Here is a 20,430-nt window from a genome sequence, read left to right as displayed (position 1 = left end):
CATGGCCTTCCCGGAAGCAGTGGCCGCGGAGTACCGCAAGCGGGTCCTGACCCCGTTCAAGAACAAGCGTCTGCCCGAACTTCAGGCCGGCCTCCGGGAGCTGAAGCGGGACCCACGGGCGAAGGTCCCGGCGTCGTTGGACATTGTCGAGCTCTACGACCTGTCCACGGTCGGGTCCGACGCTGAGGTCGCCGCGCACGTGGCAAGCGTCCAGGACGTGTTCGCCAAGAGCCTGAACACCCAGAGCATCAAGAAGATTGGCCCGACGCTGGTGGAGATCAACCAGCTGCTGGCCGAGCGCAACCCAGACCTGGCGATCGCCGCCTTCTGGCAGGAGCGGCTGGCCGACCGCGCCTCCCGCGGCCAGCAGCGGCTGGCCGACTTCGTCGGGGTGGTGGTCGCCGAGGTCGGGGTCCTCGGACTGATCACCACGACAAAGCTGGCGGGGCTGGCCGCCGACGTCGGGATCGCCGGGTACGTCTCTGCTCCCGACATTGAGGCCGCGGTGCAGGCCGCCGGGGTGGACGTGGTCCCGCCGGTGACGCCCTCGCCTGTTGCGGTGCCCGCCGCGGTTCTCAAGGAGCTGGGGTCGACCTCCTGCGCCAGCATCGTCGATGCCGTCTTTCTGCAGGCCCCACCGGCCAGCTTCACGGTGGTCGACGGCTTCGTCGGCGAGGGTGGGGAGCGGCTGTCCCTGCAGACCGTGACCGACAGCCGGCAGATCACCGACCAGCGCTCGTCCAACGACAACGAGAACGGCGCGATCAAGCGGGCGCTGGGCGTGCTCAAAGGGCTGCCCGACGACGCCGCCCTCGAGCAGGTTGTGCGCGCGTGGTTCATCGAGCTGGGGCGGCAGGCTGCGCAGTCCGAGCCGGCGCTGGCGCTGGCGCTCAAACGGCTGACCGATACGCGGCTGGACAAGCAGGACGCCGCCCGGATCCTCACCCTCTTCGCCGACGGGCAGAGCCGAGCCGGGTTCCCCGAGGTCCAGCAGAAGGTGGCCGAGGGGGTGCTCAAGGAGGCCCGGCGACTCTTCGAGGCGCTGTCGGCCGCCGCCGCCGACTCGGTCACCGACGCGCGGACCGAGGCCCAGCAGGCCCTGGAAGGCGCCGAGCGCCGAGTCACCGAACTGCGGGCCCGAGCCCAGGCAGCAGTGGAGGCCGGTGACCTGGGGGTAGCCGCGCAGGCCCTCAACGAGGCGCTGACCATCTGCACCGACGACGAGTCGCTCGCCGACATGCACGCGGGGCTGCCCCCGGCCGCACCGCTGAACCTGGCGGTGACGACCAGCGAGGACGGCCGCACCGTCCAGGTCATGTGGGAGCCGGGGTTTGGCACCACCTCGGACGTGGTCTACGTCATAGTCTGCCGGGCCGGGGTGCCACCGAAGAACGCGCACGACGGCACGATCGTCGCCGAGAACGTGACCGGGACCCGCTTCGACCACCGCACGCCGGAACTGGCTACGCTCGTCTACTACGGCGTCGCCGCGACCCGGGGGGCCGGCTTTTCACCGGTCGTTTCCCAGGCGATCACGGTGCTTCCGCCGGTGCGCGACGTGCGCGTGACCGCCGACCCGGACAGCGTGACGCTCAGCTGGAACCCGCCGCTCGGCGCCCGGGCGGTGCGTGTGCTGCAGACGGCGCCGGACGGCCAGCAGACCGAGTTGCGGCCCAACAGCCAGGGTGGGGTGACCTCCACCGGGCTGACCACAGGGGCGACGTACACCTACCTGCTCACGGCCCTGTACGCCACGGCCGCCGGCGAGCTGGCCGCCCAGCCGTGCCGGGTCACCGGCACGCCGCGAGGCCAGGTGCGGCCGGTGCCCTTCGTCAACCTCCGGCTGCGGCCCGGCGGCGCCGGTGACGTTGCGCTCGAGGCCACCTGGCAACCACTCACCGGCTTCGCCGTCGAGGTCTGGCACACCGCGGGCACGCCGCGCTGGCCCTACGGCGCTCGGGTGCCCATGGCGGAGATCAGCGCGGGCGCAGCGCGGCTGACCGGCGGCACCGCGGGCGGCGGGCGGCGGGACGGCGTCCTGGGGGCGGTCATGCCCGGGCTGCGGCACTACTTCCCGGTCACCCGGGACGGCGACAGCGGTGTGGTCGGCCAGGTCAACGAGGTGGGGGTCTGCCCCCGCCTCACCGACGTGACGGCCGAGCGGTTCCACGACACGGTCGTGGTCAGCTTCGCGTGGCCCGGCGAGGAGTTCGACGTCCACGTGGTGTGGGAGGGGCAGACCCCCGGCGAACGCCGGCTGACCCGCCCGCAGTACGCCGCCGAGGGCGGTCTGCGAATCATTGCGGGCACCGGCAGCACCCGGCTCTGGCTGCAGACGGTGCCGGCCTCGGGCGACAAGGTCTGGTCCTCGCCGGAGACTGTGGTGGACGTCCCGGCGGCCCCGCCGGGCGTCCGGTACACCGTCGCGTGGCACAAGCGGCTGCTCCGCCCGCCGAGCGAGGTCACTCTCACCTTCGACAGCGACGAGCGGCCCGGGGCCGTGCCGGTCGTGGTCGTCGGCCAGGCGGGGGAGGTCATGCCCTACGCCAAGGAGAGCGGGGTGGTGCTGGCCGAGCGGTCCCTCGACCTCTCCGCCGGGCCGGCCACCCTGACCGTCCCGCTCAGCGGCCTCGGGCCGCACTTCTGGATCCGGGCGTTCCCCCAGCGCCCGACCGACTTCCGACTGGTCGACCCCCCGGCCCGAGAGCTTCGAGGAGCCTGATGTTCGGCGGCAGACGACTGGCCCCGTGCCCCTACTGCTACGAGGGGGTCGACACCAGCACCCCTGCGTTCCGCTGCACGGGCCGGCCGGCGCCGGGCCGGAAGGCGTGCGAGAAGCAGCGGGACGACGTCCGGGACGAAGTTCTGGCCGACGCCACGCCAACGTTCCCGGTCTTCCGGCCACAGAAGGGACGGCGGATTGGTTCCCTGGTCGAAGCGGAGTGCCCGCACTGCTTCAGCCGCACCGGCATCCGGCTGTGCCCCACCTGCCACTCGCCGCTGCCGGCCAACTTTACCGGCAACAGCCCGTTGTTCGGGCTGATCGGCGTACGCGGCAGCGGCAAGACGGTGCTGCTGTCGGTGCTGTCGAAGGAGCTGACCAGCAGCGTCGCCCGCCGTTTCGGGGCCGCCATCGACACCGTGGGCAACTCGGCGCTGTTGACCCGGCTGGACGGCTACCGCCGAGCCCTGGAGCCCGGGGGCGACGGGACGCTGCCCGAGCAGACCCCAGAGTTCACCAAGACCGACACAGTCCCGGCGGTCTTCGAGTGGCAGATGACCACGCAACGCCGGGGGCTGGGCGGGGGGAGTGCGTCGACGATCATCTCCTTCTACGACACCTCCGGTGAGGACCTCGCCACGCTGGACCGGGCGCGGAATCAGCACTACCTGGCGGCGACCGACGGGCTGATCCTGCTGCTGGACCCTTTCGGACTGCCGGCCAACCGGGACACCGCGCTGGCCCGCGGCATCGACCCGCAGAACCTGAGGGACACGCCCATCCAGGTACTGACCGCGGTCACCGGGATGCTGCAGGAGGCCGACCGGCTGGGACCGAACAAGAAGATCAAGCGCCCGCTGGCGGTCGTGCTGGCCAAGATCGACGCCTTCTTCGCCGACGTGGGCGCGGACGACCCGATCCGGCGGGTGCCGGCCGCGCTGCCGGTGTTCGACGAGCAGGAGTCACTGGACCTGCACCACCACGTGGAGTCGCTGGTCGACCGGTGGGGCGGTGACGACGTGCTCCGCCACCTGCGGCACAACTACACCAGCTACCGCTTCTTCGTCGCCTCCGCGCTAGGGGCCGAGCCCGAATACGCCAGCGCGCGGGCCAACAACAGGGGGCTGCGACCGCACCGGGTAGCTGAGCCGCTGCTGTGGCTGATGGCCGACCGCGGCTTCCTGCCCAAGGAGAAGTGAGCGGCGTGTTCGCGGTCCTGACCTACACCGACTGCGCGGCCGACGAGTCGGTCAGCGGGCGGAGCGGCTTTCAGTTCCAGGCGGAGTCCGCGGAGGCGACCCCCACCGACGAGCACCGGATCAGCAGTGGGCTGCTGCACGTCGTCCCGATGGGCCTGGCTCCGGAGCGGCCGGAGAAGCATCCGCCGACCTGCGCCTACACCGCCGTGGACGGCCGGTTCTACCTCGCGCGCGGCCGGTCAACCGGCCGCACGCTGAGCGGCCGGCCGGGCAACCAGGTGACCCAGGCGATCGTCACCGAGTCGGCGGCCGACATTCTGCCGCTGCGGCCGGCGCAGCTGTATTCGTCGTCTTCATGGTCGCTTCAGCGCGCACCCGCCCGGGAGGTGCCCGGCTGGGAGGCCCCGCTGGAGATCGACCCCGCCTTCGAGACGGCCGGGCTGCACCAGCTGGTCGTCTCCGAATCGTGGTCCCGGGACCTGCTGCCCCGGTTCCTGACCATGGTCGAGCAGGCGACGGCCGAGCAGCGGGTCAAGCTGATCGTCGTCCACCCCGACCAGGACGTCGTCATGCGGTGGATCGCTTTGGCCTCGCTGTTCGAGGACGGCCCCCGGGCGCTGGAGCTCACCTTCCGGGTCTACGCGGCCAACCCGCTGGCCGAGTCCGCGCACATCGTGGGCGCCCACCCGGCGCTCTCGCCCGACCTCACGCCGGACCGGGCGGTCGGCTGCAACGTCGTCGACCTCGACCAGCGGGTGGCCACGGCGGTCGAGGTGTCACCCTCGGCGGCCCTACACGCCGCCTGGTTCCTCGAGCACGACCCGTACGAGGCGCTCGACGCCGTGGAGACCAGCCGCCGCTGGGCCGCCGTCGTCCCCGCGGGGTCGGCGGCGCTGGCCGCATCGGTGGCCTGCCTGGAGGGTGCCGAGCAGCAGGCTGGCCGCCCGGGGTTCGCGGCGGCCCTGGTCGCTCTGGGGGCGCTGGCCGACGGTGCGCACGGCGACGAATTGGAGGCCTACGGCGACGCGCTGCTCGACGTCGTCGTCGGCCGTCGCCCGCAGCCCGACGACGACATCGCCGCGCTCACGACGGCGCTGTGGCGGCTGCACGAGGCTGGTGAGGGCGCGCTCGCCGCGGGCCTGGCGCTGGCTGGCCTGGAGTGGGCCGTGCAGGTGCCCGCCGCCGCCGGTGCCTGGGCCCGCTCGCACCCGCTGCCGCGTAGTGCGTCGGAGGAGCGGCAGCTGAACTGGGCGGACGCCGACTCGGCGGCGCATGCGGCCGACCTGATCGGCCAGGTGCTCGCGGCCGCTCCGGACGAGGAGCTCGCCCACTGGTTCACGCTGGCGCGTGCGCTCGGGACCGGGCTGGCCGCCGACCAGGTCCGGACCGATATCGGCCGGCTCGCCCGGCGGTGGGCGACGCGGCCCGACCTCACCGGCTCGGCGTTCAGTTGGCTGCACGTCGACCAGGTCACCCTCGCCCTGCAGGAGGAGCTGCAGGTCCGGTTCGAGGCAGGGGAACCGGCCGCGATCGCCGCGCTCGAGGCCGGTTCGTGGGACTGGCTGGCCGGCCCGGGCTCCGCCGTCGACCCGGAGCGGCGGCCGCTGTCTACCTGGCTGGCCAGCCGTACCCTGCGCACCAGCACGCCGGAGGAGCGGCTCCGGATCGTCCGTCAGGTCGCCCCCCGGGTGCCGAGATGGGCGTCCGCGGTGTTCCTGGAGCGACGGGGCGAGCAGGTCACCGCCGACGAGGTGGTGGCCTGGCTGGGCAGTCACCCGATGCTCTCGCCGGGCCTCGCGCACTTGGTCGAGCAGGTGGTACGGGCCGGTCTCCGCACCGGGCGACCGGGCCCCTTGGAGCGCCTGGCGCAGGCGCTGCGGGCCGACGGCGTCACCGGTCACACGCCGATGCTGAAGACCTTCCTACACGACGTCGCCCAGGTGTCGACGACGCTGCGAAACGCCACCGGGCAGGCGGCGGACCGCCGCAACGACAGCCTCCGAGGCCTGGCCACGCTCCCGGAGCTGTGGTTGCGGCTGTACGCCGGGGACCTCGCCGAACTGCTCCTGTCGGTGGCCGACGAGTCAGGCATCGTCTCCCTGTCCGAGGCGGCGCGCGGGACCCTCGACGGCGCTCTAGAGCTAGCCATCGTCCGGCTCGCGCGGCAAGTCGACGTCCGGGCCCTACTCGGCGGGCTGCGGCTGATTCAGGTGGACCCAGGCGGACTGGGGCGGCCCGCCCGGCGGGGGCTGGCCAGGGTCTGGGAGGACCCGGCGCAGAGCGAGGTGCGAGACCGGCTCGCCGCGTCGCTGCCACAGGACTGGGCGCCGCTCCTGCAGGACTTCGAGGGGTCGCTGGGCAAGGGCCGGCGCACCCGTGCCGCGGTGCGGAACGCCCGCCGCATCCTGGACAGCAAGGAGCGGCACTGATGGCAGAGTTCCTGATGTACCTGTTCCTGGCCGCCCTGGCGATCTGGGCGGCCGCCATGATCGCCTGGACGATCGGCGCGCTGCTGACCCGGCTGATCTCCTTCCTGGTCCTCTACTGGATGGTGTCGTTCACCGTCGCGGTGGTCGGCGGGCTGCTGTTTGGGGTGGTCGTGCCCCTGCGGGTGCTCCGCGGTAAGGGCAGAGCGGCCTTCCGGCAGCTCACCCCGGCCGACGTCGCGGCCGGTACAGCATTCCGGGCCAAGGCGCGGGGCGACGCCCGGCACTACGGCTGGGACCAGGCCTGGTCGACCTACTTCCCCTACCAGGCACGCGAGGACGCGCTCGGTGTCCGCGCCGAGTGCCAGGAGCTGCTGTCCCGCGCTTGGGCCTGGGTGGCGGACGTCTGCTCTCTGCGGAAGGGCACCGCGGCGGGCACGCGTAGTTCGACCATGGGCGACAAGGTCAGCGCGGCGGCCAACCAGACCGCGCGCTCTCTGCCGGGCATCGCCCTGGCGGTGCTCCTGGTGCCGCCCTACGTCGGGTTCGCCCTCGGCACCTGGGTATCGGTGCTGGCCTGGCTGCTGCTGATGTTCGTGGTCGGTGCGGTGGTCGTCACCGGCCAACAGTTGGCGCTGTTCGCCTACCGCTGGTCCGACGTGCTGCTGCGTCGGCGTGACCGCGCGGAGCTGCTGTGCACCAGCTGTTACACCCTGAGCACGCTGCCCAGCTTCCGGTGCAGCAACCCGGCCTGCACCGTCGTCCACCGCGACCTGCTGCCCGGGCCGCTGGGCCTGCGCAGCCGCCGGTGCGCGTGCGGGACCACGCTGCCCAACACCATCCGGCGGGCCGGTGCGAAGCTGCAGCCGGTCTGCCCGGTCTGCAACGCCGAGATGCCGAAGGGCAGCGGGAACCGCCAGACGATCCCGGTGCCGGTCATCGGCTCGGTGGGCGCGGGCAAGACTCGTCTCTTGGCGGCGGCAACGGTGCAGCTGGAGCAGCGGCTGGGCGAGGTCTCCGGCTCGGTCAGCGGGCTGACCCCGGACGCCGCGACCTACCTTGACGTCACCCGGAGCCTGATCCGGCAGCACGCAAACACCACCAAGACCGCCGCCGTCCGGCCCACTGGCGTCCCGCTGCTGGTCACGGCCCAGGGCAAGACGGTCGAGGTCCAGCTGCTCGACGCCGCGGGGGAGAACTTCTCGGACTGGGAGCAGACCGCCGTGCTGCGGTACCTGGACCAGGCCCGGGCGCTGGTGTTCGTGCTAGACCCGCTGCCCTTCCCGACGATCGCCCGGGAGCTGCGCTCGCGCGGGCTGAGCCAGGCGGTGCTCACCGCCTCCGGCGAGCAGGAGGAGGCCTACGCGGCCGCCGTCGACCGGATGCGCGCGGAGAACGTGCGGGTGAAGGACCGGCAGCTTGCCCTGGTGGTGACCAAGGCCGACATCTTGCTCCGGCTGCCGGCCGGTGAGCGGCTGGGTGGGCACGACAGCGACTCGGTGCGCGACTGGCTGGTCGCCAACGAGTTCGATTTGATCGTGCAGCGGTGCGAGAAGGACTTCCAGAAGGTGACCTACTTCCTGGTCGACTCGATGAACTCGACCGACCTGACCGCCCGAACGAGCCCCGTCCGGGTGCTCGAGTGGGTGCTTAGGACCTGCCGGAGCCCGCTCGGGTCGGCCATCGCGCCGGCGCCTGAACCGGTGGCGACGGGGACCCCGGAGGGGACTGCCGCATGAGCGACGAGCTGCCCCCCTCGTACCAGGCCTACCGGGGGCTCTGGAGCTTGCTGCACGTCGCCCTTTTGGCGGTCGGTGCCATGCTGCTCGGCAGCTGGTGGTTCACCGACTCTAACGGCAGCGACCTGGTGGCCGGGTGGTGGGCGTGGGCGAGCAATGTGCAGCAGACGCTGTTCCACCTCATTCCCTTCCCGTGGGTGGCGTTGACCCGATGACCTGCCCGATCGACGGCAAGAAGCTCCGCAACGGCGTCTGCCTGGTCTGCCACTACGCGGCGCCGGACGCCACCATGTCGACGAAGCGGCCGCTGCCCGGCGCCGGCCCGAGCACCGGCAGCGGCTGGCGGGGGCGCGCGGGGACCGGCGCCGGGGTTCCCGGCGGCGCTCCTCCGGCCGCCGGCCCGCCCCCCTCGGGGCGGGCCGGCGCGGGCCCGCGGGTGCCTCCGATCAGCCCGGTGACCCCGCCACCGGTCACCACCACCCCGCCGGTCGGCGCGGCCCCCGGCCCCGGGCCCTCCGGGCCAGCGCCGGCGGCATCCCGGCCCACCCGGGGCAGGGTGGTGGTAACCGGGACGATCTCCGACGTCAGTCCCGAGCGCTACGACACCGTCCGGCTGGGGGTCAACAACGCGCTCAGCGGGACGACAGTCAGTTTGCTCACGATTTTCCCGCGGGCCGTCGGCATCGCCTTCGGCGTCCTGCTGAGCATCGTGTCGCCGCGGCTGGGCGGGGCGACACGCGGCCTGAGCGGTCTGGGCGGGCGCCGCTACGGGCAGGACCGGCCCGACTCGCTGCGGGTGCCCGGCACCCCGTTCGTCCTGGACGGCGACGACTGCACAACCTTCGACTGCTACCTGCGCGGCGAGCTGCGGGGTGGCGCGGTCCGGCTGGGCGACCGGGTGGAGGTGCGCGGCCGGATCGACCCCCGCAGCCAGGTGCTGGAGGTGGGCGAGCTGGTCAACGCCCGGACCGGGGCGACCACCCGGGGCTACGTCGACCCGTCCGCACGGATGACCGGGGTGCGCACCGTGGTGCAGCTCATCGTCGTGATCGTCCTCGTGCTGGCCCTCCTCTCGATGTGCAGGGCCCTCTGATGGGGTGGTGCAGGTGACGCGTCTGGAACAGTCGAGGACCGAGGGGACGGACTGGGCCCCGGGGCAGGAGATCCGGCTCGGGACCACCGAGGGCCACGAGGTCCGGGAGACCCCGACCAACCACCTCGGGTATAAGGACGATCCATGCCGAGAGTTCCGGCAGCAGTACGAGGGCGAGTACCTCGAGCCGATGAGCCGGCCCCGGCCGATCGAGCCGTTCGCCGATCCGCACGAGACGGTGGACCGGGTCAACCCCGAGTTCGACCCGAACCGGGACGGCAGCTACGAGAATAACTGCGCCGACTGCGCGCGCTGCTTCGAGCGGACCTGGCGCGGCGACCAAGAAGAGGCTGCCGGGCGCGCGGAGACCCACGACGCCGCCGGCCAGATGGCGGCCCGTGGTGAGCTGTCCGAGCGCACGGAGGAGTGGGCGGGCGAGCAGTTCACCCGCACGGACGACGTGGCCGCGATCCGGCGCCGGCTGGAGGAAGGCGGCCACGGCACCAGCGCGATCATCGGGTCGCAGTGGGCCAACGACGGCGGCGGCCGCGGTGGGCACGCCTACAACGTCGTGAACCATCGGGGGCGCATCCAGGTGGTCGACTCCCAGCACCACGAGGTGCTGTCGTTCGACGACGCCACCATCCACCCGTACTTCGACCAGGCGTGGGGCCATCAGGTCATGATGTGGAACGACGAGGGGAAGCGGATCTTCTGATGGCGATCTCCATCGAGCAGGCACGGGCGGCGCTGGCCGCGGCGAAGAGCGAGGCAGCCGACGCCGAGCACTTCGCCGGGGAGCGGCTGGAGGGCGGCTGGCTCTTCGCCTGGTCCGCCGACGGCGACGTCCCCCTGGGCACGACGACCTGGGTGGTCGCCGACAACGGCGGCGTCCGGCCGCTCGGCTTCCGGGACACCGCGCAGTCGGCGCTGGCCGCGCTCAGCGACGCCCGCTGACCGCGGGCCCGGTGGACCTCCTCTCCGTCCTCGGCGTACCCACCGCCGGGGCAGCGCTGCCGCACGCTCCCGCGGAGGTGCTCGCCGCGCTCGGCACCGGCCCGCACCGGGCCGGGCGCTGCGCGGCGCCGGTGCTGCCCTCGGGCGTGCGTTGGGTGCACGTCACCGCCGTCCCGACCCGCACCGAGGAGGCCGTGCAGCCCTTCGAACGGCTGCTGACCACGCTCGGCGGGGGGAGCGGCGCGCGGCTGCACGTGCTGGTGGCCCACGATGACGTCGACGGGATGCGCCTGTACCTGGGCTCGGCCGACCCGGACACGCTGGCGCTGGTGCGCGCCTCGCTGGCACCGGCCTGTGACGTCTTGCCGTCCTCGGCCACGGCCATGCTGGAGGGGGGCGTGGCGGTCGGGGTGGCGTACCGGTTGCTGCCCGACCTCCGGCGCGACGGCGAGGCCAACCCAGGCCCGGTCCTACTGGACAAGCTGTCGCTGCAACCGGGCACCTGGTCGGTGCTGCTGAGCCTGACGGCCGCCGGCCACGGCGACGTCGGCCGGGCCGAATCGCATCTGGTGGAGCTGGCGCACGTGGCGGCGGAGAACCTCTCCACCACCCGCCAGCGCTCGGCAACGCAGACCGTGGCGACGGTGTCAGCCCACTGGTCGCGGGTGCAGGAGTGGTCGGGCGTGCTGCAGGGCTACCTGGCGCAGGGCAGCGCGTTCGGGATGTGGCTGGTCACCTGCTGGGCGATGGCCGAGGACGACCGATGCGCCGGCCGGGTGTTGGCCTGCCTGCACGGTGCGGTGGCCGAGGAACAGGGGCGCCGCTTCCGGGCGCTGGACCTCGACCTCGACCTCAGCGGCGCGGCGGCGCCTCCGGTCTCGGTGCTCGCCTCCGCCGACGTAGCGGGGCTGCTGGCCACGCCCGCGGCGGCGTCGCCGGGTCTCGGCGTCCGGAAGGCACCGCCGGCGCACCGCCGGCCGAACCGGTCCAGTGACGCGCTTTCGCTGGGCACGTACTGGTCCACCGACCTCGAGGCGTCGATCAGCCTTACCGACCTGGAGGGGCACGCGTTCGTCACCGGGACGACCGGTTCGGGCAAGACGACGACGCTGCACCGGCTGCTCGCCGAGCTGTGGAACTCGCAGGGTGTGCCCTTCCTGGTCATCGACCCGGTCAAGGACGAGTACTCCGCCGCCGCGTCGCTGTTCCGCGGCGGGCTGACCGTGGTCACCGGCTCCGAGCTGCGAATGGACCTGATGCAGCCGTGGCCGGGCGAGGACGCGGTCGCGCACGTCACCCGGGTCTCCCAGGCGTTCCGGGGTGCGTTCACCATGCCGCCGCCGACCCCCTACGTCGTCACGCAACTCTTCGACGCCGTCTCCATGCAGCCGGGCGGGCCGGAGGGAACGGTGCTCTACGACGTCCGGGACCGGCTGGAGGGGCTGGTGGCCGGCCTCGGCTACGCGCCGGAGGCGCACAGCAACATCCTGGCCTCGCTGTCGACCCGGCTGGCGGTGCTGCTGGCCCCGGTGCGGGCGCACCGGTTCGTCTGGCCGGACTCCGGGATGGTCGACCGGCTGCTGGACCGGCCAAGCGTTGTCACGCTAGCCGACCTGGTCGATGACGAGGAGCGGGCCTTCGTCGTGCTGCTGCTGGCCATGGCGACCCAGGCGCGGGCGCGGGCCCGGCGGCAGCCCCGGCCGGTGGAGCACGTGCTGGTGCTCGAGGAGGCGCACCGGGTCATCCCGGAGGTGCCCGCGGCTCAGGAGGACGGCGCCTCGGGCAGCGCGCGCCGGATCTCCGCGGAGCTGCTGTCCTCGCTGCTGGCGGAGGTGCGCAGCTTCGGCGAGCAGGTCGTGGTCGTCGACCAGAGCCCGGCGAAGGTGTCCAGCGACGTACTGCGCAACACCAACGTGAAGATCGCGCACCGGGTGGTGCACCCCGAGGACCAGGCCTCACTAGCCGGCGCCCTGGGCCTGCCGCCGGAGGACGCCGACCTGCTCGGCGGGCTGGCCCGCGGGCAGGCGATCGTGTCGACCCGGCGGGAGCCCAGCCCGCAGACCGTGGCGGTGGCCCCGGCCGACCCGCTGACCCCGGCGGGCGCGGCCCGGCCCGCGCCGCCCGGCCGGACGACGTGGCCGTGCTGTGAGGACGCCCCGACCGAGCACTTCCGGGCCTGGCAGACCGCGGCGCTCGCCGAGCCGGCGATGGCACTCTTTATCGTCGCCACCCGGGTCGGGGACGGCGACGGCCGGGCGGTCCGCAAGCAAGCCCACGGAGCGCTCACCCGGGCCGCCTCGACGGGCAACCTGCGCACCTCCTGCCTGGCCTGGGCGGCGATGCGCCGGCTGCTCACGCGGGAGCGCGGCGACGCGGTATTTCCTAGCGCCGCGGCGGTAGATGGCGCGCTCGCGGCGATGTACGAGCTGTGGCTGGCCGGGGTGCCGGTGACCGCGCAGGCAGCGCTGGACTACTCGGTGCCGACGCCGGTGCGCCGGACGTGCCCGGACTGTGGCGCCCGGTGTGGCATCCGGCTGCCAGCCTGGGCCCTGCTCCGGGACGCGCCGCGGACCGGACCGGCCAGCCTGAACGGGCCGGGCTGGCGGCAGGACCTGTCCGACGTCGCGGAGCACTTCAAGGACGACCTCGGCATGCTCACCGATCTGCTCGGCGAAGACGGGGCGCGCATCGTCGTCCGCTGTCAGGTGAACCAGGCGGTGGCCCGCAGCCGGCTGCCGCGCGAGGTCACGACCAAGCTGCTGACCCGGGCCGGGATCAGCTGACGATCGGCGAGAGGGAGAGAGGTAGGCCCGTGATCCCCATAGGCATCGACCTTGGCACGACGTACTCGGTGATCGGGCACGTCCGCGACGACGGGACCGTCGAGGTCATCCCGAACGCCGAGGGTGACGACCTGACCCCGTCGGCGGTGCACTTCGACGTCGACGGCAGCGTCGTCGTCGGCAAGGAGGCCAAGAACGCGGCGGCGGTCCACCCCGACCGCACCGCCGTGGCCATCAAGCGCCAGATGGGCCGTGACCACCAGCTCACCTTCGGCGGTCACCAGTACCGGCCCGAGGGCATCTCCGCGGTCATCCTCCGCTCCCTGGTGGCGGCGGCGAGCGAGCACCTCGGTGTCCCGCCGGCTGAGCTCGCCGCGGTCATCAGCGTGCCGGCCTACTTCGGGGTCGCCGAGCGCGAGGCCACCGCAGCCGCGGCGCAGATCGCCGGCCTTCAGTGCCTGGACCTGGTTGCCGAGCCGGTCGCCGCCGCCCTGGCCTATGGCATCAGCTCCGGGGAGACGGGCAGCCTGCTCGTCTTCGACCTGGGCGGGGGCACCTTCGACGCGACGGTCGTCGAGCTGACCGGCATCGGGCCGCGGGTGGTCGCCGTCGACGGCAGCGAGGAGCTGGGCGGGCTGAACTTCGACGAGCGGCTGACCGAGCTGCTCCTGGACCGGTACGTGCTGGCCACCTCCGACGAGGACGCCCGGGACCACGAGGACTTCGTCGGCCGGCTGGCCCTGCAGGCGGAGGACACCAAAAAGGCGCTGACCCGTCGGACCAGCGTCGGCACGGTGATGAACTGGAACGGCGGCCGGTCGACGATCACGGTCACCCGGCGGGAGTTCGAGGAGGCGTGCGACGACCTGCTGGGGGAGACGCTCACCGTGGTCGCCCGGGTCATGGACGCCGCGGTGCGCGCGGGCGCGCCGCGGCCCTCGCGGGCGGTGCTGGTCGGCGGCTCTACCCGGATGCCGATGGTCGCGGAGCGGCTGACCCGCCGGTTCGGCCTGCCGGTGCAGCTCAGCGACCCCGACCTGGCGGTCGGCAAGGGAGCCGCGGTACACGCCCGGTCGCTCAGCGGCCGGCCGCTGCAGCTGGTGGCCGGGCCGGTGCCGGACAGCGCTCGCCGGCTGCAGACCACCCGGCCAGTGCACTCCGTCGTCCCTCGGGCCCTCGGCATCAAGATTTGCGACAGTACGGACCCGAGCGGGGAGCGGATCATCGTGCAGCACCTGATCGCGGTGAACACGGCACTGCCGGTCCCAGGCGTGCAGGCCACCTTCGCGACGATCATGAGCGACCAAGACCGAGTGCGCGTCGAGCTGATGGAGCAGGCCGGCGCCGTGGCCTCCCCGGAGGCGGCCTACAACCGGCGGGTGCTGGACGGCGAGATCGTCGACATCCCGGCCGGCCTGGCCGCGGGCTCGCCGATCGACATCACTCTGGCCGTCGGGCTGGACGGGCGGTTGCGCTGCACGGCGACCGAGCCTCGGAGCGGGCGGACGCTATTGCTGGAGTCCTTCGTCGAGGGCGTCTCCGACAGCGCCGACGTGCAGGACCAGCAGGCCGTCGTGTCCGCGCTGCGGCTGGCCCGGTGAGCGGCGTGCCCACCTGGACCCGGCGTTCATTCGAAGCTCCGGGGCTCACCCAGTACCCGACGGGGCGGCACCTGGCGGCCGTGCAGGCGCGAATCGGCGGCTCCGTCGTCCTCTGCCTCGACGTCAGCGGCTCGATGAGCGGCTCGCCGCTGACGCAGGCCAAGGTCGGCTGCCGGCGGTTCGTCGACGAGGCACTGCAGGCCTACTACGAGGTGGCGGTCCTGCTCTGGGACGACGGCGTCGTCGGTCACACCGAGCTCACCCGCGACGGGAGGACCCTGGACCGCTTCCTCGGCGGCGCGGGGATCCGCGGCGGCACCAACGTAGTGCCGGCTCTGTACCAGGCGCATCAGCTGCTGGCCAACCGCGGCGGGGACCGGGTGGTCGCCATCTTCGGCGACGGCGACCTCGGGGACGTGGCAGGTGCGCGTGCGAAGTCCGACGTCATGCGGGCGGAGGACATCCGGATCATCACCTGCGGCCTGGGGCTGGCGAGCGCGGAAAGCCTGGACGTCATCTCCACCGAGGCCACCGGTGCGGGGCCGCGGGTGGCCGCCCAGGATGACATCGCCGACTCGATCGCCGGGATGGCCGGCGGCTTGCGGCGGAACGGACGTTCGCGGTGACACCCCGGCAGGTCCGCGCCACGCCGTGCCGACCGGGGGACCGCTAGGCGACCAGCCCGTACACGAGGAGCAGCACAGCGGCGACGGCGGCGGCGATCTGGAGCAGGTCCACCAACAACACCGCTTTATCGACGCGCCGGCCCTCAGCCGACAGGATCGGCGCCGAACCGGTTACCGGACCGGGACGGGCGACTGGCAATGGGGGGCACACAGAAGCGAGGAGCGACGGCCGGACGTCCCAGTCCGGCCGCACAGCACACCCAGGTGCACGTGGCTCTCCGTGATTGACGGCGGAGCCGCGTGCAGACATGGGGCTGGAAACCCGCTGCCATGGCTGCGGATTGGCTGCGCGAACGTCCGAGCGACGTCTGCACTGTCCAAACCCCGTGCTAACGCACAGGTCGGCGGAGGGCGTGGGATTCGAACCCACGAAGAGCTGTGAACTCTTAGCGGTTTTCAAGACCGCCGCCATCGGCCACTAGGCGAGCCCTCCTGGCGGTCCGAGGCTAGCGTCCCGCCCCCGAGACAGGTCCGCCGGCGGACGCACGGACCGCCCGACCCGGAGTCGAGGTCGGCCTCCGCCCGGCGCCGCGTCGCCACGGCACGGTTCACCAGGACAGCGCCGTCGGGCATGATGGGGCCGCTGGCGGTGTTCCACCTAGTGATGGTCCGCGCACGCGCGCGTCGACCTCCCACCGCCTGACCCCTCAGCGAAGGACACTCCCTGTCTGTGACCGTCCCCCCGCAGTCCCCCACCCGTCGCCGCGAACGGAGCGCCTCTCGCGAGAGCGCCGCCCGTGACGCCGACCGGATCGCCGCGCGCGACGAGAAGCGCGCCCAGCAGATCTGGGTGGACGGCGCTGCTCCCGAGCTCCCCTCCCGGGCGACCCGCCCCCAGAAGGTGGTCTTCCACCTCGGCCCGACCAACTCCGGCAAGACCTACGAGTCGCTGCAGGCGCTGGCCGCCACCGGCTCGGGCGTCTACGCAGCCCCGCTGCGGCAGCTGGCCCATGAGGCCTACGCCAAGCTCTCCGCCCAGCTCCCGCCCGGCACCGTGGGCCTGTCCACCGGCGAGGAGGAGATCGACCCGAACGCGGCGATCGTCTGCTGCACCGTGGAGAAGGCCCCCGACCGCGGCGAGCTGCTGGTCCTGGACGAGTCGCACTGGGTCACCGACCCCGACCGCGGCCACCACTGGGCGCGGCTGCTGCTGACCGGCGAGTACCGCGAGATGCACCTCATCTCCGCCGCCGAGGCGTACCTGGTGCTCAAGCCGCTGGTCACCGACGCCCAGCAGGTCCAGGTCGTCAACCACAAGCGGCTCTCCCGCCTGGACGTGCTCAAGGCACCGGTGCGCACCGACGCCGTCCGCCCGCAGACCCTCGTCGTGGCCTTCTCCCGCAAGGCCGTCTACGCCGTCGCCGCCGAGCTGGACCAGCACCGGCCCGGCAAGGTCGGCGTGCTCTACGGCGCGCTGCCGCCGGCCACCCGCCGCCAGGTCATCGACCGGTTCACCCGCGGCGAGTTCGACGTGCTGGTGACCACCGACGTCATCGGCCACGGCATCAACGTGCCGGCCACCACGGTGCTGTTCGCCGAGACCACCAAGTTCGACGGCCAGGAGCTGCGCCCGCTGCGCACCTGGGAGGTCGCCCAGATCGCCGGGCGCGCCGGCCGGTACGGGCTCACGGGGCACGGCCAGACCGGCATCCTGATCGGGGTCGCCGGGCTCAAGCCGGTCGGCGCGCTGGTCGGTGCCGGCGCCGCGGTGGCCCGTGGCGACGAGATGAGCGACCTGCCCAAGCGCCGGCCGCGCCTCCGCCCGGAGCTGGAGGACCTCGGCGCGTTCGAGGCGGTCGACCTGCCCGAGGCGCTGACCCGCTGGATGGCCTGGGCGCGGGTCGCGACCCAGGACGAGGGCATGACCGCCGACGACGTCTCCGGCCTGGTGCTGCGGGTGCACGCCCTGCTGCCGATGCTGCGCGGGCCGCTGGGCGAGGCCGGCGACCTGCAGACGGTGTGGCGGCTGATCAACCTCGCCATCGACTACAACCCGCCGCGGCGCACCCGCTGGCTGGTGCTGGCCCGGGCCGCCCTGCAGCACGCGGTCGGCCTGCCGGTGCCGGTCGAGACCGTGCTCCCGGAATACCCCGTCAAGGGCTCGGTCGAGGAGTACGAGCAGGCCGCTGCCGCCGCGCGGGACGCCCAGACCCTGCTCCGCCAGTTCCCCGGCGTGGCCGGGCTGGACAGCGACGACGCCGCCGAGCTCGAGGAGGCGTGCGCCGAGACGATCACCGAGCTGCTGCCCGACGCGATCGCCATCGGCCGCTCGGGCACCTGCACCGAGTGCGGCACGTCGATCGCCCCGTGGTTCACCACCTGCCGCCCGTGCAGCGGCCCGCGGGCCGGGCGGGGCGCCGCCGAGCGCTCCCGTCCGGCCGGGGGCGGCCGCGGCCGGGGTGGCGCCCGGACGGGCGATCGTCCCGCGCCGACCGCGAACACCGGTGGCGGCGCCGGCCGGCGCAACCGGTCCGCCCGGGGGTCACGCCGGAGCTGACCGGCCCGGGCGTCGCTACCGGCGGCCGGCCGCCACCGTCTGCGCGGCGTCCCGCACCTCGCCGACCAGCTCCTCCAGCACGTCCTCCAGGGCGACCACGCCCACGGCGCGTCCGCTGTCGCCGTCGCGGACGACCGCCAGGTGGGCGCCCTCCCGCTGCATGGTGGCCAGCACGTCCCGCAGCCCCTGGTCGGTCGTCGCGCCGGCCAGGGGCCGGATGAGCGCCGGGTCGACCGGGGAGTCCCGCTCCGCCACCGGGACGGCGAGGAAGTCCTTGAGGTGCACGTAGCCCTCGAGGTCGCCGTCGCCGTCCACCACCGGGAAGCGGGAGTAGCCGGTGGCCGCGCACACCTCCTCGAGCTCGCCGACGGTGATCCCGGACGGCACGGTGACCAGGTCCGCCGTCGGGATCGCCACGTCGGCAGTGCGTTGTTCGTCGAACTGCAGCGCACCGGTGAGCAGCTGGTGCTCCCGCTCGTCGATCAGGCCCTCGCGGTGCGACTCCCCGATCAGGCCGGTCACCTGGTCCCGGGTGTACGTCGAGCTGACCTCGTCCTGCGGCGTCACCCGCAGCGCCCGCAGCACCAGGTTGGCCACCTGGTTGAGCAGCCAGATCAGCGGGTGCAGGGCCCGGACGACCCAGTACAGCAGCGGCCCGAGGAGCAACGCCGCCCGCTCCGGGCCGGCGAGCGAGATGTTCTTCGGCACCATCTCCCCCAGCACCATGTGCAGGAAGACCACGACGGCGAGCGCGATGGCGAACGCGATCGGGTGCACCAGGGCCTCGGGCAGGCCCGCCGCGGCGAAGGGCCCCTCGAGCAGGTGCGCCACGGCCGGCTCGCCCACGGCGCCCAGCCCCAGCGAGCAGACCGTGATGCCCAGCTGGGCGCCGGCCATCATCAGCGAGACGTTCTCGATGGCCCTCAACGTCGTCCGGGCACCGCGCACGCCCTCGGCCGCGCGCGGCTCGATCTGGGTCCGCCGGGCGGAGACCAGGGCGAACTCGGCGCCCACGAAGAACGCGTTCCCCGCCAGCAGGAAGACCGCGAGCAGGATGGCCACGGTGTCGCTCATCGGGCGGTCTCCGTCTCCGTCTGTCGTGCCGTCTCGGTCGGTCGTGCTGCGGCCGCGGTCGCGCCCCCGGTGCGCCGCATCCGCACCCGGTCGACCCGGTGGCCGTCCAGCCGGGTCACCGTCACCGCCACCTCGGTCGCCACGGGGACGCCGTCGGGATCCGGACGGGCGACGTCACGGGCCGGCAGGACGACGCGGTCGCCGACCCGCGGCAGCCGGCCCAGCCGCTCGGTCAGCAGCCCGCCGAGGGTGTCCGTCCCCTCGCCCTCGGGCAGCTCCAGCCCGACGGCCTCGCCGGCCTCGTCGGGCCGCAGCAGGCCGGAGAGCACCCAGGACCCGTCCGGTGCCTGGCGCTGCCGGTGGACCGGAGCGTCCTGCTCGTCGTCGATCTCGCCGACGATCTCCTCGATGAGGTCCTCCAGGGTCACGATGCCGGCGGTGCCGCCGTACTCGTCGACCACCACGGCCACCTGCAGCCCCGGCTCGCGGAGGGTCTCCAGCAACGGGTCGAGCTCGACGGTCTCCGGCACCGCGCGCACCGGCACCATCACCTCGCCCACCGTGCGGGTCGCCCGCTGTGCCGCAGGCACCGCCATCGCGTGCTTGAAGTGGACCACCCCGACGACGTCGTCGACGCTCTCCCCCTCGACCGGGAAGCGCGCGTGCCCGCTGGACGCGGCCAGCGCCAGCAGGTCGGCGACCGGCTGGTCCGCGCGGAGGAACCGCACCCGCGGACGGGGGGTCATCACGTCGGCCGCCGTCCGGTCACCGAACTGGATGGACCGGGCGACGAGGTCGGCCGTGCCCACGTCCAGCGTCCCGGCCTGCCCCGACCGGTTGACCAGCGACGCCAGCTCCTGCGGAGCCCGCGCCGAGGCGAGCTCCTCGGTCGGGGTGATGCCCATCAGGCGCAGCAACCGGTTCGCCGACCCGTTGAGGAAGGTGATCAACGGCCTGGTCGCGGTCGTGAAGGCCCGCTGTGGCCCGGCCACGAACTTCCCCACCCGGGTCGGCTCGGCGATCGCCCAGTTCTTGGGCACGAGTTCGCCGAAGACCATCTGCACCCCGGTGGCGACGGTGAGCGCCACCCCGACGGAGATCGCGGTCACCGCCCCGTCGCCCAGCCCGGTCAGCCCCAGCGGTCCACGCAGCAGCGTGGCCAGCGACGGCTCGGCGATGAACCCGACGACCAGACTGGTCACGGTGATGCCCAGCTGGGCGCCGGAGAGCTGGGTGGACAGCGAGCGCATCGCCGCGACCACACCGGCCGCCCGTCGGTCGCCGGCCGCCGCCTCCCGTTCCAGGGCGACCCGGTCGGCGGCGATGAGGGAGAACTCGGCCGCGACGAAGACCGCGTTGGCGGCGACGAGGAGGACGGCTGCCAGGAGCAGCAGCCACTCGATCACCGGCGTCCCCGCCGGTTCCGGTCATGGCGCGGCCCTGGGCAGCGCGTGCTCACCGTGGTCCCCTGTTCGTCGTCGTCGATCCGGCGTCCGCACCCGGCTGCACCGCTGCCAGCCGCAACGCCCGAGCGGACCGGGTGGTTCCACGATAGGACTGAGGACTCGCCCACCCCGGCCCGCGCGGTGCTGCGCTGCACGGTGCCGTGGGCCGCACCACCAGCTACGGACGCCACCACCTACGGAGCCGCCA

Annotated in this window: 14 protein-coding genes and 1 tRNA gene; 12 read left to right on the top strand and 3 right to left on the bottom strand. The window is 73.4% G+C overall.

All coding sequences use genetic code 11. From position 1 onward, the window contains the following. Position 1: 1 nt before the first annotated feature. From O2W16_RS14130 to O2W16_RS14080, 11 genes are read left to right on the top strand one after another with little or no spacing between them, the layout of a single operon-like run. On the top strand, positions 2-2,722 hold the full coding sequence (locus tag O2W16_RS14130) for a hypothetical protein (protein WP_269159449.1): 2,721 nt from the start codon (positions 2-4) through the stop codon (positions 2,720-2,722). Beyond that, positions 2,722-3,921, top strand: coding sequence for a hypothetical protein (locus O2W16_RS14125; RefSeq protein WP_269159448.1), 1,200 nt, complete (start codon positions 2,722-2,724; stop codon positions 3,919-3,921). Before O2W16_RS14130 ends, O2W16_RS14125 begins: the two co-directional genes overlap by 1 nt. A gap of 5 nt (positions 3,922-3,926) precedes the next feature. After that, the gene (locus O2W16_RS14120) at positions 3,927-6,350 is read left to right on the top strand and encodes a GAP1-N2 domain-containing protein (RefSeq protein WP_269159447.1); all 2,424 of its coding nucleotides are present in this window, start codon (positions 3,927-3,929) and stop codon (positions 6,348-6,350) included. After that, positions 6,350-8,086, top strand: a complete 1,737-nt coding sequence (locus O2W16_RS14115) for a TRAFAC clade GTPase domain-containing protein (RefSeq protein WP_269159446.1) — start codon at positions 6,350-6,352, stop codon at positions 8,084-8,086. Before O2W16_RS14120 ends, O2W16_RS14115 begins: the two co-directional genes overlap by 1 nt. Further along, positions 8,083-8,301 carry a hypothetical protein gene (locus O2W16_RS14110; RefSeq protein ID WP_269159445.1) on the top strand — a complete coding sequence of 73 codons (219 nt, stop codon included), beginning with the start codon at positions 8,083-8,085 and terminating at the stop codon, positions 8,299-8,301. Before O2W16_RS14115 ends, O2W16_RS14110 begins: the two co-directional genes overlap by 4 nt. After that, a complete protein-coding gene (locus O2W16_RS14105; protein WP_269159444.1) occupies positions 8,298-9,179 on the top strand; it encodes a hypothetical protein in 882 nt (293 codons plus the stop codon). Before O2W16_RS14110 ends, O2W16_RS14105 begins: the two co-directional genes overlap by 4 nt. Positions 9,180-9,192: 13 nt before the next feature. Further along, positions 9,193-9,897, top strand: coding sequence for a toxin glutamine deamidase domain-containing protein (locus O2W16_RS14100; protein WP_269159443.1), 705 nt, complete (start codon positions 9,193-9,195; stop codon positions 9,895-9,897). After that, positions 9,897-10,136: a hypothetical protein gene (locus O2W16_RS14095; protein WP_269159442.1), complete on the top strand. Its 240-nt coding sequence runs from the start codon at positions 9,897-9,899 to the stop codon at positions 10,134-10,136. The genes O2W16_RS14100 and O2W16_RS14095 overlap by 1 nt, the downstream gene beginning before the upstream one ends. Before the next feature lie 11 nt (positions 10,137-10,147). Then, positions 10,148-12,919 carry an ATP-binding protein gene (locus O2W16_RS14090; protein ID WP_269159441.1) on the top strand — a complete coding sequence of 924 codons (2,772 nt, stop codon included), beginning with the start codon at positions 10,148-10,150 and terminating at the stop codon, positions 12,917-12,919. 29 nt (positions 12,920-12,948) lie between these two features. Further along, entirely contained in the window at positions 12,949-14,520 is a 1,572-nt protein-coding gene (locus tag O2W16_RS14085; RefSeq protein WP_269159440.1) for an Hsp70 family protein, read from the top strand. Positions 14,521-14,525: 5 nt separating this feature from the next. After that, positions 14,526-15,146: a vWA domain-containing protein gene (locus O2W16_RS14080; RefSeq protein WP_269159439.1), complete on the top strand. Its 621-nt coding sequence runs from the start codon at positions 14,526-14,528 to the stop codon at positions 15,144-15,146. A 405-nt stretch (positions 15,147-15,551) separates the two neighbouring features. Here the strand turns inward: O2W16_RS14080 and O2W16_RS14075 are convergent. Next, a tRNA-Ser gene (locus tag O2W16_RS14075) sits at positions 15,552-15,639 on the bottom strand. A gap of 237 nt (positions 15,640-15,876) precedes the next feature. On the opposite strand from O2W16_RS14075, the gene O2W16_RS14070 reads away from it, so the two are divergent. Then, positions 15,877-17,703: a helicase-related protein gene (locus O2W16_RS14070; protein WP_269159438.1), complete on the top strand. Its 1,827-nt coding sequence runs from the start codon at positions 15,877-15,879 to the stop codon at positions 17,701-17,703. Positions 17,704-17,718: 15 nt separating this feature from the next. On the opposite strand, the gene O2W16_RS14065 is transcribed toward O2W16_RS14070, so the two are convergent. Next, positions 17,719-18,777: a hemolysin family protein gene (locus tag O2W16_RS14065; protein ID WP_269159437.1), complete on the bottom strand. Its 1,059-nt coding sequence runs from the start codon at positions 18,775-18,777 to the stop codon at positions 17,719-17,721. Then, positions 18,774-20,183 carry a hemolysin family protein gene (locus O2W16_RS14060; RefSeq protein ID WP_269159436.1) on the bottom strand — a complete coding sequence of 470 codons (1,410 nt, stop codon included), beginning with the start codon at positions 20,181-20,183 and terminating at the stop codon, positions 18,774-18,776. Before O2W16_RS14060 ends, O2W16_RS14065 begins: the two co-directional genes overlap by 4 nt. Positions 20,184-20,430: the final 247 nt, after the last annotated feature.

The organism is Modestobacter sp. VKM Ac-2984 (assembly GCF_026967985.1).
GTDB lineage: Bacteria > Actinomycetota > Actinomycetes > Mycobacteriales > Geodermatophilaceae > Modestobacter.
Note: the sequence above shows the minus strand (reverse complement) of the source record. Positions and strands in the feature narration are given on the sequence as shown.

Excerpts from the sequence above, each read along its gene's own strand:
- O2W16_RS14130 (WP_269159449.1), top strand. The coding sequence starts at position 2 with ATGGCCTTCCCGGAAGCAGTGGCCGCGGAGTACCGCAAGCGGGTCCTG.
- O2W16_RS14065 (WP_269159437.1), bottom strand. The coding sequence starts at position 18,777 with ATGAGCGACACCGTGGCCATCCTGCTCGCGGTCTTCCTGCTGGCGGGG.
- O2W16_RS14105 (WP_269159444.1), top strand. The coding sequence starts at position 8,298 with ATGACCTGCCCGATCGACGGCAAGAAGCTCCGCAACGGCGTCTGCCTG.
- O2W16_RS14115 (WP_269159446.1), top strand. The coding sequence starts at position 6,350 with ATGGCAGAGTTCCTGATGTACCTGTTCCTGGCCGCCCTGGCGATCTGG.
- O2W16_RS14095 (WP_269159442.1), top strand. The coding sequence starts at position 9,897 with ATGGCGATCTCCATCGAGCAGGCACGGGCGGCGCTGGCCGCGGCGAAG.
- O2W16_RS14125 (WP_269159448.1), top strand. The coding sequence starts at position 2,722 with ATGTTCGGCGGCAGACGACTGGCCCCGTGCCCCTACTGCTACGAGGGG.
- O2W16_RS14110 (WP_269159445.1), top strand. The coding sequence starts at position 8,083 with ATGAGCGACGAGCTGCCCCCCTCGTACCAGGCCTACCGGGGGCTCTGG.